This window comes from Flavitalea sp. (genome assembly GCF_035489435.1).
Classification (GTDB): Bacteria; Bacteroidota; Bacteroidia; order Chitinophagales; family Chitinophagaceae; genus DATHKG01.
The window spans coordinates 65,205-81,339 of the sequence record NZ_DATHKG010000132.1 but is presented as its reverse complement, the minus strand read 5'-3'; the positions used below and the strand labels follow the sequence as shown (position 1 = coordinate 81,339).

At 41.3% G+C, this 16,135-nt stretch carries 10 protein-coding genes; 5 read left to right on the top strand and 5 right to left on the bottom strand.

Annotated features, from left to right (window positions below; genetic code table 11):
• The first annotated feature begins 49 nt into the window (after positions 1-49).
• The 5 genes from VK664_RS20960 (at position 50) to VK664_RS20940 (ending at position 10,894) form a co-directional block, all read left to right on the top strand.
• On the top strand, positions 50-2,368 hold the full coding sequence (locus VK664_RS20960; RefSeq protein WP_461400655.1) for a TonB-dependent receptor: 2,319 nt from the start codon (positions 50-52) through the stop codon (positions 2,366-2,368).
• A 145-nt stretch (positions 2,369-2,513) separates the two neighbouring features.
• On the top strand, positions 2,514-2,852 hold the full coding sequence (locus VK664_RS20955) for a hypothetical protein (protein ID WP_461400654.1): 339 nt from the start codon (positions 2,514-2,516) through the stop codon (positions 2,850-2,852).
• 651 nt (positions 2,853-3,503) lie between these two features.
• Entirely contained in the window at positions 3,504-7,925 is a 4,422-nt protein-coding gene (locus VK664_RS20950) for a CusA/CzcA family heavy metal efflux RND transporter (protein WP_461400653.1), read from the top strand.
• Positions 7,926-8,133: 208 nt separating this feature from the next.
• Complete coding sequence (locus VK664_RS20945; RefSeq protein WP_461400652.1) at positions 8,134-9,267, top strand: efflux RND transporter periplasmic adaptor subunit; 1,134 nt, start codon at positions 8,134-8,136, stop codon at positions 9,265-9,267.
• A gap of 241 nt (positions 9,268-9,508) precedes the next feature.
• Complete coding sequence (locus tag VK664_RS20940; RefSeq protein ID WP_461400651.1) at positions 9,509-10,894, top strand: M20/M25/M40 family metallo-hydrolase; 1,386 nt, start codon at positions 9,509-9,511, stop codon at positions 10,892-10,894.
• 149 nt (positions 10,895-11,043) lie between these two features.
• On the opposite strand, the gene VK664_RS20935 is transcribed toward VK664_RS20940, so the two are convergent.
• The 5 genes from VK664_RS20935 to VK664_RS20915 form a co-directional block, all read right to left on the bottom strand.
• A complete protein-coding gene (locus VK664_RS20935) occupies positions 11,044-11,358 on the bottom strand; it encodes a cupin domain-containing protein (protein ID WP_461400650.1) in 315 nt (104 codons plus the stop codon).
• 121 nt (positions 11,359-11,479) lie between these two features.
• Positions 11,480-12,685, bottom strand: a complete 1,206-nt coding sequence (locus tag VK664_RS20930) for a hypothetical protein (protein ID WP_461400649.1) — start codon at positions 12,683-12,685, stop codon at positions 11,480-11,482.
• Between the two features lie 214 nt (positions 12,686-12,899).
• Positions 12,900-13,745 carry a type 1 glutamine amidotransferase gene (locus tag VK664_RS20925; protein WP_461400648.1) on the bottom strand — a complete coding sequence of 282 codons (846 nt, stop codon included), beginning with the start codon at positions 13,743-13,745 and terminating at the stop codon, positions 12,900-12,902.
• 218 nt (positions 13,746-13,963) lie between these two features.
• On the bottom strand, positions 13,964-15,439 hold the full coding sequence (locus VK664_RS20920; RefSeq protein WP_461400647.1) for a M28 family metallopeptidase: 1,476 nt from the start codon (positions 15,437-15,439) through the stop codon (positions 13,964-13,966).
• 17 nt (positions 15,440-15,456) lie between these two features.
• Positions 15,457-16,122: an SGNH/GDSL hydrolase family protein gene (locus tag VK664_RS20915; RefSeq protein ID WP_461400646.1), complete on the bottom strand. Its 666-nt coding sequence runs from the start codon at positions 16,120-16,122 to the stop codon at positions 15,457-15,459.
• Positions 16,123-16,135 lie beyond the last annotated feature (13 nt).

Below are 16,135 nucleotides of genomic sequence, written 5' to 3'. Positions count from 1 at the left end.
TTGCTTATGTAAAAAAAATGTATATATTTGGCTAAATATAATTTTAGACATGTCTAAATATTATTTTAAACAGGCTAAAAATATGATGAGGCTGACAACATTTTTCCTGGCATTTTTCCTGCTCACAAAATTGAGCGCGCAGGAGCATATAGTGACTGCCACGATCATGGATAAAAAAAACTTTGAAACGATACCTGGTGCAACCGTTATGACTGGCGATTCCACCAAAACTGTTATGGCAGATAAAAACGGAAGGTTCCGGATTAAATCTTCTCTCGATTCATTATTAGTAGTTGTAACAGCAACGGGATACGAAAAATCATCACTATACATTTACAAATCAGAGAAGAACGATATCTTTTTGCTTCCTTCACTGTCTTCTATGAGCGAGGTGGTGGTTACAGGTACCATGCGAACAGTACAAAAAACTGCGAGCCCGGTGCCTGTAGAAGTATATACTCCTAAGTTTTTTCTTAAGAATCCTACTCCCACAATTTTCGATGCCTTACAAATGGTAAATGGCGTAAGGCCACAACTGAACTGCAACGTGTGTAACACAGGTGATATCCATATGAATGGCCTGGAAGGACCATATACTATGGTGCTGATAGATGGAATGCCGATCATGAGTTCGCTAGCCTCTGTTTATGGATTATCAGGTATTCCAAACTCCCTGGTCGAAAGGATAGAAATTGTAAAAGGTCCGGCTTCATCCCTTTACGGATCCGAAGCTATCGGCGGTCTGATCAATGTCATCACCAAAATTCCTTCAAAAGCACCGAGACTGTCTGCTGATGTTTCCGGAACCACCTGGGGTGAATTAAATGCAGATCTTGGTTTGAGGTATAAATCGGGGAGGAAGTCGAAAGGCCTGTTTGGAATGAACTATTTCAATTTCAATAACCGGGTTGACAGGAACAATGACAATTTCACTGATATCACACTGCAAAACAGGATTTCACTGTTTAACAAATTCAGCTGGGAAAGAAAAGAGAACCGCGTCGCAAACCTGGCAATCCGTTATATCAATGAGGATCGATGGGGTGGTGAAATGAACTGGAACAAATCGTATCGCGGCGGGGATAGTGTGTATGGTGAAAACGTAGAAACTTCCCGGGCTGAGTTAATTGGTAACTACCAGTTGCCTCTAAAAGAAAAAATTGTATTTGCTTATTCAGTGAATGATCATCGTCAGCGTTCCGCCTATGGCAAAACGATCTTTGATGCCGATCAACGCATTGTTTTCGGTCAGTTAACCTGGAACAAACAGATTGGAGTTAGTCACGAAGCATTGGTTGGACTTGTTACACGATATACTTACTACGACGACAACACCACAGCCACCTTCGACACTACGACCGGTAAAAACCGTTCAGACAATATTTTTCTTCCTGGTATTTTTTTACAGGATGAAATAAAATTAAACGGTCAGCAATCGTTGTTGCTGGGTTTACGCTATGATTATGACAAAAGGCATGGTAACATTTTTACCCCTCGTGCCGCCTACAAGTTATCGTTAACACCAAACGATATTATAAGGATAAATGCAGGTACCGGTTTCCGGGTGGTGAACCTGTTTACGGAAGATCATGCAGCTCTTACGGGCGCCCGTGATGTGGTTACAAAAAGTTCATTAAAACCTGAGCGGAGCTATAATGTAAATTTTAACTACATCAAAAAAATCTATACAACGTCCTGGTGGCTAAACCTCGACTTCTCAGCCTGGTACACTCACTTTACAAACAGGATTTTACCTGACTATACAACAAACAGTAACCAGATCATTTATGATAATCTTAGCGGATATGCAGTGTCAAAAGGGATCAGTTTAAATACTGAGATGGGCTTTACAAATTCACTGCGTGGAAATATCGGTGTTACATTTATGGATGTATCAACAATTAACAAAATGCCGGATGGCAAAAAAATTACTGAAAGACAATTGCTCACAGAAAGATTTACCGGCACCTGGGCTTTGAGTTACAGCTTCAGAAAATCAAAGTTGTCGATCGATTATACTGGTAATATTTACGGATCGATGAAATTACCCTTGTTGTCTGCCCTGGATCCGAGACCTGCTTATTCCCCGCTCTGGAGTTTACAAAATATACAGGTGACCAAAAGGTTCGGTAATAATTTTGAAGTTTATGGTGGTATCAAAAACTTACTCAACTGGACTCCCGCTAAAAAAAATGCCTTGCTCATAGCGCGCGCACATGATCCCTTTGATAAAAAAGTTGAATTCAATGCAGACGGCCAGCCCCGGGTTACAGCAGAAAATCCATACGCGCTCACCTTCGATCCCAACTATGTATATGCACCCAACCAGGGAATGAGAGGCTTCCTGGGTTTAAGATGGTCCCTATAGTTTGTGGTTTCTATAGTGACCGTTATTGATCAGAAGTAGTTTAAAGCGCTATTAAAATTCAAAATACAGTCTTGTTTAGTCACTCCCGTTGCCCTATCTTAGCCGCTTGAAAAGGGCAATCGCAGCAATATTCTTATCTCTTTACATGTTATCATTTTCAGAGCTTCCACAACTGCTGAAAATACCTGTATTTATTGCGCATTTTCATGAACACAAACAAATCGATCAGCAAACCACCGTTTGGGGTTTTATAAAAGAACATTACCAGGGCAAGTTTGTGATGGATGAAGATTACAAAAGAGATAACCAATTGCCTTTCAGAACTGCAAATTTTGAAATCAACACTACTGTAATCTTTGCCCCACCTGTCGGCATCGAATTACCCGAGTCTGTCGGAACTTATAAAAAGGAGTTCAAATTGTTTGACGATAGCGATAATCCCATCTCTTCTCTTCACGATATTTTCCAACCTCCAAGGGCTTAATTGCAAATCCGGATACAGGCGAATAACACCAGGATGTATGCATTGGTAAACTCAATGCAACACTAACTGCCTGGGATAGCTTTGCCCGTCCTTGCTACAGACAAGCCATGAATTTTAATAGTTCTTTTGATTTTGATTCGTTATCTGATGCCTAATAGTTCTATGACTTTGATAGTTCTATGATTTTGATAGTACTATGATGTTGAAAGTACTATGTTGTTGAATGTGTTATGATGTTGATAGTTCTATGGTATTCATTAATTCTATTAGTGTTAATCATTTGTATTTATGTAAATCAACTACATAGATGTTCATCAGTCAAATTAAATAATAAATCAGCTGGCGGAAAATCAAATTAGCTATCAATTATCTTATGTCGGTAGTCTGGATGCAAGGCATGCAATCCTATAATCTTTGATCCCCCGGAGAATCAAACTACAAGACAGTTTCCATTAATATGAATTCTGAAACGAGCATGTAAAGTTTCCATACATGACGGATATCTCAACGTATGCCCACCATGTTGGCATGACCGGGGTAACCATGAAAAAATGAAAAATCACCCAAAGTCGGGTAATTCATTTCGTATAACCTTTCATAACTCCTTTCATAATTCATAATTCATAACTCATAATTCTCTTGAATTTGTTGTTGCAAAAAATAATTCAGTTTTCTGTTAAGAACAAACTGATCATCGGGTTGTTCACGCTCGTATTAGTGGTGGCAGGAGCTTACCATGTCTCACGTTTACCTATAGATGCGCTGCCTGATATCACCAGTAACCAGGTGCAGGTTATTACTGTTTCTCCGTCACTTGCCGCATCCGAAGTTGAGCAATTGATCACCTTTCCCATTGAACAGGTGAATGCAAGTATTCCGGGACTTACAGAAATGCGATCTGTTTCGCGTTTTGGATTATCGGTCATTACCCTGGTATTCACAGATGAAGTAGATGTTTATTGGGCGAGGCAACAGGTATCGGAAAGGTTGATCCAGGTGCGTGAGCAGATCCCGGCGCATGCGGGCTCCCCCGAACTTGCACCCGTCACCACCGGTCTTGGTGAAATATATCAATATGTAGTACGCCCGGCGAAAGGCTATGAAGGTAAATATGATCTCGCTGAACTGAGATCGATACAGGACTGGATCATCAGGCGCCAGTTGCTTGGCACACCCGGTGTGGCAGATGTCAGCAGTTTTGGTGGTATCCTCAAACAATACGAAGTAGGGGTGCAGCCTTCAAAATTAAAAAGCCTGGGCATAACAGTAACTGATGTGTTCAATGCTTTGCAAAAAAATAATGAAAACTCCGGAGCTTCCTATATCGAAAAGGGACCCAATACACTTTTTATCCGAACGGAAGGTCTTGCTGCAAATACAGCTGAAATCGGAAATATTTTTGTAAAACAAAATTCTGGTGGCACACCTGTATTTATAAAAGATGTTGCTGATGTGCGCATAGGCAATGCTGTTAGATACGGTGCTATGACTTATAGGGACCAGGGTGAAGTTTCGGGTGCCGTGGTGCTGATGTTGAAAGGCGCCAATGCTTCAGCGGTAGTCAAAGACCTTCGTAAAAAAATGGATGAGATTCGTAAAACCCTGCCTGAAGGTGTTATTGTGGAAACCTTCCTGGAAAGAACAAAAATGGTTGATAACGCTATTGGTACAGTCTCAAAAAATCTTATTGAAGGAGCACTTATAGTTGTTTTTGTCCTGGTATTTTTTCTCGGAAATTTCAGAGCCGGATTGATAGTGGCAAGTGTAATTCCGCTGTCCATGTTATTTGCAGTGATCATGATGAACATGTTTGGTGTGTCGGGCAACCTGATGAGCCTCGGGGCGCTTGATTTCGGATTGATTGTTGACGGTGCGGTAATTATTGTAGAGGCACTTGTTCATCGTTTATCCCATGTTTTAAGAAAAAACCGCATTGGCCAGGCCGAAATGGATGAAGAGGTTACAGGCGCTGCTTCACGAATGATGAGCCCGGCTGTATTTGGACAGGTCATTATATTGATCGTTTATCTTCCGATTCTTACGCTTGTTGGCATTGAAGGTAAAATGTTCAGTCCGATGGCTCAGACTGTTTCATTTGCTCTGGTTGGTGCTTTTATCCTTTCACTGACTTATGTGCCCATGATTTCTTCCCTTTTTCTTAGTAAGAAGTTAAGTCATAAAAATAGCCGGGCCGACAAGGTGATGAATTGGCTGCAAAAATTTTATGGACCTTTGTTAAGACAATCATTGCGCAAGCCTGCCATTGTTTTGTTATCAACTTTGTTATTGTTTTCAGCTGCTATCCTCGGACTTTCCAGGCTGGGTGGTGAATTTATACCTGAACTGGAAGAAGGTGATTTTGCAATTGATGCAAGATTATTACCCGGATCATCATTAACAAAAACAATTGAAGTCACCCAGCAGGCTGTAAGACTCTTACAAAACAAGTATCCCGAGGTTGAAAAAATTGTAACACGTATTGGCGCCAGCGAAATCCCAACTGATCCGATGCCGATTGAAATGACGGATATCATTATTTCACTTAAGCCTAAGAATGAATGGGTTTCTGCAGAAAGCTTTGATGAGCTCGCTACAAAAATGAGTAAAACACTTGATGAGATACCTGGTCTTTCAGCAGGCTTCCAGTACCCGGTGCAGATGCGCTTTAATGAGCTACTTTCCGGGGCAAGGCAGGATGTGGTTTGTAAGTTGTTTGGTGAAAATCTGGATACATTAACTGCCTATGCATCTAAAATTGGCAAGGTCATACAGTCGGTGGATGGTGCTACTGATCTCTATCTTGAATCAGTAACCGGACTGCCACAAATAGTTATCAAATATCACCGTGAGGCAATTGCATTGTACCAATTGAATATTGCTGATGTGAACCAGGTACTGCGTAGTGCTTTTGCAGGTGAAGTGGCTGGGACTATTTATGAAAATGAAAGAAGGTACGATCTGGTAGTGCGCATGAAAGAAAGTTCGCGCCAGGACATTTCTGATATTCAACAATTACTAATCAACACACCTGGTGGGTTGCAGGTGCCGCTAGCACAGCTGGCGGATATACAAATCAAAGACGGCCCCAACCAGATACAACGTGAAGATGCGAGAAGACGAATCATCGCTGCTTTTAATGTACGTGGCCGTGATGTGCAGTCTGTTGTCCAGGAGCTGGAATCCAGGATTGAAAGTCAAATCAAGCTGCCTGCGGGTTATTCAATAAAATATGGTGGTCAGTTTGAAAATCTCAGCAAAGCAAAGGACCGATTATTCATCGCTGTGCCCGCTGCACTATTATTAATTCTTATGATGCTGTATTTCGCATTCGGTTCAATGAAATATGGTATCCTGATTTTTACAGCTATTCCCTTGTCAGCCATTGGTGGCATTTTTGCGTTGATCATCCGCGGGATGCCTTTCAGTATATCCGCAGGCATTGGTTTTATTGCCTTATTTGGAGTAGCAGTGTTAAATGGTATCGTATTGATCACTGAATTTAACAGGCTTAAGAAAGAAGGTATGACTGATATTAAAAACATCATCATGGAAGGAACTAAACTTCGGTTGCGACCGGTATTAATGACCGCCTCCGTAGCATCACTTGGTTTTCTGCCAATGGCATTGAGCCAGGGTTCAGGTGCTGAGGTACAACGCCCGCTGGCCACAGTAGTTATCGGTGGTCTGATTACGGCCACTATTCTAACGCTTGTTGTCTTGCCCGTTTTGTATGCCTGGCTTGAAAACAGCAGCAGAAAAGGGTTAAAGCCGGTCTTGACAATTACCTGTATTATGGGTTTGCTGCTACCCGCAGCATTAAGCGCACAGCAGCCAGGTGTTACCGGGAAACCGACTAGTCAGGTTAAACATCGTCAAGGTATGTTGCAAACTGATTCTGCAGGTATTCGAATGTCTTTAGACGCTATGATTGCCATGGCGCGAAATAACAATCTTTCAATCAGTGCCGCCCGCAAAAACGTCGATTATTCCAGGCAACTGGAAGGATCATCTTTCGATCCGCCAAAAACGGTAGTTGGTGGTGAGTATGGAAATATCAACAGTACTTTCAATGATACCCGCCTGTTTGTTTCGCAAAACATTGGCCTACCGGTGATATATAAACGCCAAAAATCCCTTTTCAGAGCAGAAACCGGATTGCAGGAACAGTCTGTGGCTGTTAAGGAAAATGACCTGGTGCGGCAGGTAAAAATGTATTATTATGAAATGACAGTATTACTTGAGAGGCAGCAGCTGCTGGCTGAACTTGATTCAGTATATAAGGGCTTTGCCAATGCAGCGGACATCAGGTTAAAAGCCGGTGAAACAAATGTGCTGGAAACAACTACCGCTTTATCATTGGTTGAACAACTTGCCTTACAGGCTGAGGAACTTGAAGAGGATTTGCATATATACCAGGCGCAACTCAAAACTTTGCTTAACACCACTGCCGATGTAATGCCTGCCTATGAGCAGTTAAAAATGCAGGCAATACTTATCTCAGACAGCATAAATATAACTGGGAATCCCTTGTTGGGTTTTTACGAAAGGCAGCTTCAGGTGACGAATGCGCAGACAGCCGTGGAGAGAAACCGCCTGGTGCCGGATTTTACAGTTGGTTATAACAATCTATCGATTCGTGGTTACCAGACCAAAGACGGGATTAATCAATCTTTTTATAGCGGTGCCGACCGTTTTAGTTTTTACCAGCTAAGTGTTGGATTGCCGTTGTTTGCAAAATCCGCGAAATCAAGGATAAAAGCCATGCAATCAAAAGAGGAGGCGATGAAGCTTGAGTTGGCTGCGGGTTCAATGCAGTTACAAAACCAACTAACGGCAGCCACGCATGATCAGCAAAAACTGTTGAGAAGGCTGAGTTATTATGAGACTACCGGTCTGAAACAGGCAGAGCAGATTATGAAAAATGCCAGTTTGAGTTTTCGCAATGGAGACATTGGCTATGTTGAATGGACAGTGCTAATGAACAATGCTGTCAACCTCAGAATTGGGTATCTTGATGCTGTGAGGGCTTTCAATAATTCAGTTATAGAAATTCAATACCTAATGGCGAAATAAGCTTCTGTGAAGATCAAGCCAATACAACATATCATTACAACAAAACATACAAGAAAACATATAACACAACAATACAACACAACAATACAAAATAACAATACAACGAAACAACACAACGAAACAATACAACAAAACAGTAGAACCAATCAGTAGTACAAATCAGTATAACCAATCAATACATTAATAAGCTCATTTGAAATATAGTAATATGCCTTACAGAATCATTTTATCGTTTTTAATATTCGGACTTTTTGCCTGTACTGAACCAGTGGACAAGCAGGAGCCGACAGAAGAAGATACAACTAGTCCCGAAATAGTAACCTTAACGTCTCAGCAGATCACCAATGGTGGTATTGTGACGGCTGTACCTTTATCCCAAAAACTGAGTACTGAGTTGTCGGTTAACGGATCGATTGATGTGCCGCCACAGAACATCGTTTCAATAAGTTTTCCATTCGGGGGATATCTTAAGAATACCCAGTTATTACCGGGGATGCGCGTGTCAAAGGGGGAGGTGATTGGGTTAATGGAGGACCAGAGTCTGGTTCAAATCCAGCAGGATTACCTGATGGCTGTGGCAAGACAGAATTACCTGAAACAGGATTATGAAAGGCAGAAAACGTTGCAGGAGAACAATGTCAATTCCGCTAAAACTTTCCAGCAGGTGGAATCGGAATATGCCAGCCAGAAAGTATTAGTGAGCGGACTTGCACAAAAGTTAAAGATGATACATGTAAATCCCTCATCCTTAAACGAATCAAACATATCAAGCACCGTACCTATCTATTCCCCTATCAATGGATTTGTTTCCGGTGTAAACGTTAACATAGGCAAGTTTGTAAATCCGACAGATGTCCTGTTTGAACTGATCAATCCGGAGGATATGCATGCGGCTCTTGTTGTTTTCGAAAAAGATATTGCGAAGGTTCAGAAAGGTCAGCAGGTAAAAGTTTCTTTAGTTGATGAACCGGGTAAAGAATATTTGTGCGAAGTTATCCTGGTTACCCGCAACGTGAGTGAAAACAGGACCGGTATTGTACATTGCCATTTTGAACAAATGCCAAAGACATTGCTGCCCGGCATGTTTCTTAATGCAAAAATTCATTTGACAGTTACAAACGCATTGACAGTCCCCGAGGAAGCTGTGGTACGATACGGTAATAAAGAATATGTTTTTCAGGAACAAAGTAAAACTGATTTTAAACTGGTGCCTGTCCAAACGGGTTTAAGGCAAAATGGGCATGTTCAGTTAATTGATTCAGCAAATACATTTTCGCAAAAACCAATCATCGTTAAAAATGCCTATTCAATCTTATCCAAAATGAAGAATACCGGCGATTAGAAACTCCTGCTATACAGATTAGAAGCTCCTTTAATACAGATATGTATTTATTAAAATATGAGTAATGATTCCTGATGCTATCACTTTTTTATGAGATATATTCTGTTCTTTTGATAAAAAGTAAGTTTATTACGCATAGTTTTTATTGCACCTTGTTATAAGTTTGATAACTAACAAAAGCTTTTCAAACTTAGAAACAATATTAATTAACACCCTATTTGCCTTAATGTAAATCTTAAACATGAAGAATATTTTATTGACTGCTTTCACGATTTGTTTTTACATGACAGTTTTTTCACAGTCAACATCCATTATACAACGCGACCCGGCAATAGCGAAAATGGTTGAACAGTTAAATGCAGACTCTCTCAGATCTTATGTTAGCTCGATGGTTTCCTTCAGTACCAGGCACACAGTCAGTACACAGACTGATGCTAAAAAAGGCATTGGTGCAGCGAGGTTGTGGGTGCTGGGCAAATTCAATCAGTTTGCCAAAGAATCTGGCGGCCGGATGACAGCTGTAATAGATAGTGTTATCTATAAAGCCGATAAGAGAAGAGTAGATGTTGACATCAATCTTGGTAATGTGGTTGCTACATTGAAAGGAACAGATGTAAACGACAAACGTATTTTCCTGATAACCGGTCACCTGGACAGCCGGGTAACAAAAATCGAGGACAGAACAAGTGTCGCACCCGGAGCAAACGACGATGCAAGCGGATGCGCTGCAGTTATTGAATGTGCGAGGATCATGAGTAAAACAGCTTTTCCGGCTACTATCATTTTTATGACAGTCAGCGGTGAGGAACAGGGACTTCTTGGGGCGAGATTTATGGCGGAAAAGTCAAAAAAACTAGGCCTTAATATAGAGGCAGTATTAAACAATGATATTGTAGGTAGCAATAACAGTAACGAAACCAATATTATTAATAATACGCAATTAAGAGTATTCAGCGAAGGCCTGCCTTTTTACGAATTGGATTCGGTGAGCAAAAATATCCGTTCTATGGGCCTGGAAAATGACGGTAAGGCGAGACAGCTCGCCCGGTATTTTAAAGAAACCGGTGAAAGGTATATCGACAACATGGAGATAAAACTGATTTACCGCAATGACCGATTCGGTCGAGGTGGCGATCATACGCCGTTCGTTGAAAATGGTTTTGCTGCGGTCCGGGTTACTGAAATGAATGAAAATTTTTATCATCAGCACCAGGATCTCAGAACAGAAAAAGGCATTCAATATGGGGACCTCATCGAATTTATGGATTTCGAATATCTTCGAAAAAACACAGGTGCCAACCTGGTAAGTCTTGCCAATCTTGCGAAAGCGCCGGCAATGCCTCAGGAGGTTGTTTATGTTATGGGAGGATTAGGCAATGCCACAACTATCAAATGGAACGCTCCCTTAAGCGGAAAACCTTCCGGCTATTATGTGTTGGTACGGGAATCTTCGAGTTCCGTCTGGCAGAGGAAATTTTTTACGGCAGAAACAACTTTAAAACTCCCATACACAAAAGACAATTATTTTTTTGCGGTACAGTCTGTCAACGAACATGGCAATGAGAGTTTACCCGTGGTTCCAAAAGTTAGTGTTCGAACCGCACCTGCAGCGCCCGCCAGACTGTAGCGCTAAGTTCTCCACCAGCCCGTGGTGTCTATTGCGCTGGTATCGACATCAGCCCAGTGAAGAAGTAGTGCTGGTGTAAATGTTAACTATAGATTTGGCCTTCATTCATAACTTCTTTCATAACTCATAACTCATAATTCATAATTCTCTTATCTGTAGTCATCACGCGCAGGGGCAAAAAAGTCAAGCACCTTGCAATCAGTAATCGCATGGGCCGAATGTGGCACATTACCAGGGATCACGTGGACTGAACCGGCAGTTAACAGGTATTGATCACCACCAATCATCATTTCCAGTTCGCCTTCAACAATATGTGTGATTTGTTCATGCATATGCTGATGAGTCGGTAAGCGACTTCCTTGTTTGATGGTTACAAAAGATAGAGTACTTGATTCCCCATGAACAAAGCGGCCTAAAAATCCAGGTAAAAATTCACGGGGGGAAATGTCATTCAAATATTGCATAATTGGGTATATATAAACTTGAGTAAGTATTGAATTCCTGCGAGTCATAAACTGCATTAACCGGAATTCGTATTTATTTTTTATTGAATCAATTGCTTTATCAGATCATCCTGAACAGAGTCTATATGGAGACAGGTTGTTCGAAATAACAAACACTTCCTCCGACCCAGGTTTTATCCATATTATACCGGACACCGATCATTTTTCCTTTGCTGATCCGCGCCAGATTTATTACCGGTTCAGGCCGGCTTGCTTTGTCTTTCCATAAATACATAATCCGGATTTCCACTTTAGCGGGTATATCAGGAGTTGATATCACATCTGCATATTTTACCTTGCGCTGCAATATCCAGTTTTCAGGATCCTTCACCTTTTCTATATCATCGCTGGTCAGATCAATAACCACACCCTGACCTGCAAATGAAAACAGGGGCTTCAATACATAATTTTCAAGATCAGCTGGCAGCTGTTTTATCTCGTTAAGATAAAAAGTTGGTGGCACGTATGGATGCCTGATGAGGGGAAGGGTAAACTTGCTGATCCGGTAAAACCAGTTGGGATGCGTGATCCACTCAACCTCCAGTTCCTGTGTTATATCCACAAAGTTCCCAAGATTTTTGCGCTGAGCATTGAGATCGTCGAATATAACGCGGTTGTATATGCGCTCAATAGGTATTCGTACCTCATTGTCCAGGTAATAAAGTTTTTTTCCTTCCTGGATAAGATCTGTTAAGCAAACGATTTTTATTCCCAGGTAATCTGCGGTACTGTAAAAGTCTATCCTGGTTTTCTGTTCGTGTGGTTTTATTTCCAGCAGAATTACATTTTCCGGCTTATGATTGCCGAGTATAACTTCTTTGAGTGCATTTATATAGGATTCCTTATTATATCCGCCCAGGTAATGAGTGTAATTGGAAGGAACGGGAAAATATTCCCTGAGTAACTCCGGGTACAAAACCTGGAAACCGAAGAGGGTAGGGAAGCCCTGCATTTCTATCAGCTGCGGCTCAAGTTCACCTTCTTCGTTTATGCAAACTCCGAAATCAAAGGCAATCATATGAGCATGATCGTTTTCAGCTGGCACCCTTTCGCTTGCAGGAATACTTCTTTCCGTAAGTTCTTTAAAACGCGGGTCATTAATAACATCTACTATATGCTCGCAGGCTTCGATCATTTTCCTGGTGAAACCTGCCGGAACAAATACCGGTGTTTCGGCAATCCTGAATTCAATAGCCCCGGGATAGGGTTCGTTAAGTGCCCCCAGGAATTTTTGATACTGCTCTTCAGTAAAACTTTCATTAAACGCCTTTCGGAGTGTCGGTACCATAGCTATGATGTTCTTGGGCCTTAATTTAGTTATTTTACTTCAAAGCATAGCCGATATCAACAAGTCATCAAACTAAAAAAGATCCCGGTTACCTTAGGTAGCCGGGATCTTTTGAGTTATTGAGCAGGATCAATAAAAAGTTTTATATACTCTATCAATTTATATAAGAAGTTAGAATCTAATCTTCAGCCTGAGATTTGAATCTGATATTAATTTACAAAGCGGGTTCTCTTTTTTGTTCGGTTGCCTGGTCCAGGAAATTAGGAAGTAACAATGAATAAGTGGAAAGAATCTTGTCCGGATCCTCCAGGTGTTCAATCATGCTCTTCCATTTTTCTTCACCATGTTCTGCAATAATGGTCGACTTTTTATCTTCCCTCTGAAGGTACATACTCATACCAATGGCATCAGCTTCGGGATGAAACTGTGTTCCAATCATATAGTCATTGAACCTCACCGCCATTATCGCTCTTTCAAGTGGTACATGAGGTCTTTCTTTTTCGATGGCGAGTACATGTCCACCCATTGCTTCCAGAACGGCCAGATTGGGTTGAGTGACCTGGTAATCCCGGCTATCTACTGAATAAAACGGATCGGGTAAGCCTTCGAAAACGGGTTCTGTTTCGCCTTCGGCAACCGGGTGAATCGGGAAAACACCAAATGCAGTAGACCTGCGTTTATTTACATTTCCAATATTCCAGTGTCTGCATGCAAGCTGGTAAGAGTGACAGATAAAAAACACGTATTTTTTATCTGTTTTATCCGGGTTATCGTTCCAGGCTTCGACCCTTGACAACCACTCAAAATACTCTTTCTCCCAGGTAGATCCAACACTGTCCAACGGGCTACCTGGCCCACCAGTCGAAATATATATGTCATAGGAAAGATCAGGTACCTGGTGTTCAAGCCTCACCTCAAATTCATCGAAATGAAGGTTCAATTGGTTTGCCGAAGCATAGGAATTCAAGATGTTCCTAAGGCACCTCATGCCCTGGTTAGGCTGGCCTTCATATAGATCTAAAATAGCGACACGGATCTGCTTCTTTTCCTTCAGTAACATAATGCAAAAATAATCAAATTTCGCAAGGAAACCAGCCGTGGTCGATCGACATTGAGCTCCAAAGCTGTTGGCCGTTGATAATGAGGTTATTGATGACCACTGCTCTACCCCCAGGAAGGGCCCGGTTTATTAGAGGCCGCAAACTGATTATTTAACTATATGATTAGTTGTTATAGTTGTTAACTACATGATTAATTATTAACTACATGATTGGTTATTTAATTATTTGCCAGGTTCCAAAGTGTTAAAAATACCAGTTTTGTCTGCTTTTCCAGGAGTTCGTAGTTTATCTTATCCGGGGTGTCCTGGGGTTTGTGGTATTCTTTTGCAAATCCACAGTCAATCCTGATAAAAGGCACACCTTTTTCATAAAACGGGTACTGATCACTGCCGTAGATACGACGCTGTTCATATTGTGGTAGCTCATAATGGGTATCCAACGTCAATTTGACGGACTCATTAGCCTGGATCAGCGATTTACGCAAGCCGCGATTCAGCTTGTCCTTTACAAGAATATAAGCATAGTTAGTATCAGGATTACGTCCGTCGGCATGTAGTGTGTCTATCCGGCCAAGCATGTCAATATTCAATACTGCATGCGTTTTGCTGATCGGAAACAACGGATTGGCAACAAAATAGAATGAACCAAGTAAACCTCTTTCTTCACCGGTAAAGGATGCAAAAACGATGTTTCGCTTTGGCCTGAAACCCTGTTTTGCAGCAAGGTTCATCAACGCTGCAACCTCCATAATAGCTGCGGTGCCGCTTGCATTATCCACCGCACCATAATAGATAGAATCACCATTTCTCCCATCATGATCATGGTGTGCTGAAAAAATTATACAATTTGCATCCGGGTCAGTACCTTTTATCAAACCGATCACATTAGGTGCTTTCACCTTTTCCATTTGTTTGTTATGCAGTATTGATATCTTTTGAGAGAGTAGATAATATGGCCTGGTGCCTGGTTTTGAATAGGTGCCGTCTTTATTGATTGTTACCTGTTCTGTGGTAAGTAGCTTTTGGAGCAATTCAGGAACTATACTTAATTCGGGCAGAGGGGATCTTGCACTAAACACTTCGGGCAAAACATAATTCGGAAGAAAATAATTCTCTTTTTTTCTCTTAACGGAATTAACTGCATCAGGTCCGCTCCAGATGATCAGTTTAACACCTTTAAGCTTCAATACTTCTTCCAGGTTGTCAAGTTCTCCTGCTACGGAAAACAAATTGGAATTGATGATTACGGCGGCTCCATTCAATGGCATGGACGGAATGTTGATTCGCCAGTCATCATAATTTGCAAAGTCTGCAAGTAAAACAGGAATCGAATCCGCCCTGAAAGATTCACCGGCATATAAGGTCAATCCATCAGGTTCTATGTAAGTGATGCCATTAAAGGATATGGTATTTATTTCTGTAAACCTGGTTGCTTCAATAGCCTGGAAATATGATTTGCCATTCTCGTATGGTGCATTCAGCCCTTGTTTCCTGAACCAATCGGCAACATGATTGGATGCGAGCGTGTCACCACGGCTTGCCATCAGTCTGCCTTCCAGCTTGTCGCTCGCCAGGTAATAAAGATTGCTTTTGATATTTTCTCCTGACACCTGTTCAGCTATTTTCTGAATAGGGCTGGGTTGAGCCACACAACCGGAACAAGCAAATATTAAAAGGATTGCCAATATTCTCATGATGTGCGCATTTAAATCTATTTTATCAGCACCTTAAGCATTTCATCAGCTACAAAATCATTGCCTTTGTCGTTCAGATGCACGCGGTCAGTAGTCAGTATACCAGATTCCTTATTTTCCTTGTTATTTGCAAGATTGTATTTTAGAAATGCATCGCGAAGATCAATTAATTCGCAGTTATTTTTTTGTGCGATGGAGCGAATAAGTTTTGAATACTGATTCAGGTCACCATCAAGTTCGTTTGAAAAGTCAGTTTTCTCGCCTATAGCAGCCGGGGTGCAGACATAAACCTTTATATTCTTTGCCTGTAATTTTTTTATGATGGCAACATAAAATTTCTCAAACTTATCAGCATCGGTACCGGTACCGGATGTCCTTTTATGCCATACATCATTTACGCCAACCCAGATCACAACTATATCAGGATTTTTACCCAGTACATCATCTTCCATTCTCAGGTAAAGATCATAAGCCTTGTTACCACCAATGCCCGCGCCTATCAATTCATACTGATCCTTCTGACCTTTCTGCGCGAGCTTTTCACCAATTTTTGTTATGTATCCCTTTGGGCCAACCCCAGCCTGCGTTATTGAATCACCGAAAAAAACAATCTTCTTTTTTTGTTGCATGGTTGAAAAACTTGCAGCAATAACCAGGACGGCAAATAATAATAATTTTCTCATGACTGCTTTACTA

Coding starts and splice junctions, on each gene's coding strand:
- VK664_RS20960 (WP_461400655.1), top strand. CDS start 50: ATGTCTAAATATTATTTTAAACAGGCTAAAAATATGATGAGGCTGACA.
- VK664_RS20955 (WP_461400654.1), top strand. CDS start 2,514: ATGTTATCATTTTCAGAGCTTCCACAACTGCTGAAAATACCTGTATTT.
- VK664_RS20945 (WP_461400652.1), top strand. CDS start 8,134: ATGCCTTACAGAATCATTTTATCGTTTTTAATATTCGGACTTTTTGCC.
- VK664_RS20940 (WP_461400651.1), top strand. CDS start 9,509: ATGAAGAATATTTTATTGACTGCTTTCACGATTTGTTTTTACATGACA.
- VK664_RS20935 (WP_461400650.1), bottom strand. CDS start 11,358: ATGCAATATTTGAATGACATTTCCCCCCGTGAATTTTTACCTGGATTT.
- VK664_RS20930 (WP_461400649.1), bottom strand. CDS start 12,685: ATGGTACCGACACTCCGAAAGGCGTTTAATGAAAGTTTTACTGAAGAG.
- VK664_RS20925 (WP_461400648.1), bottom strand. CDS start 13,745: ATGTTACTGAAGGAAAAGAAGCAGATCCGTGTCGCTATTTTAGATCTA.
- VK664_RS20920 (WP_461400647.1), bottom strand. CDS start 15,439: ATGAGAATATTGGCAATCCTTTTAATATTTGCTTGTTCCGGTTGTGTG.
- VK664_RS20915 (WP_461400646.1), bottom strand. CDS start 16,122: ATGAGAAAATTATTATTATTTGCCGTCCTGGTTATTGCTGCAAGTTTT.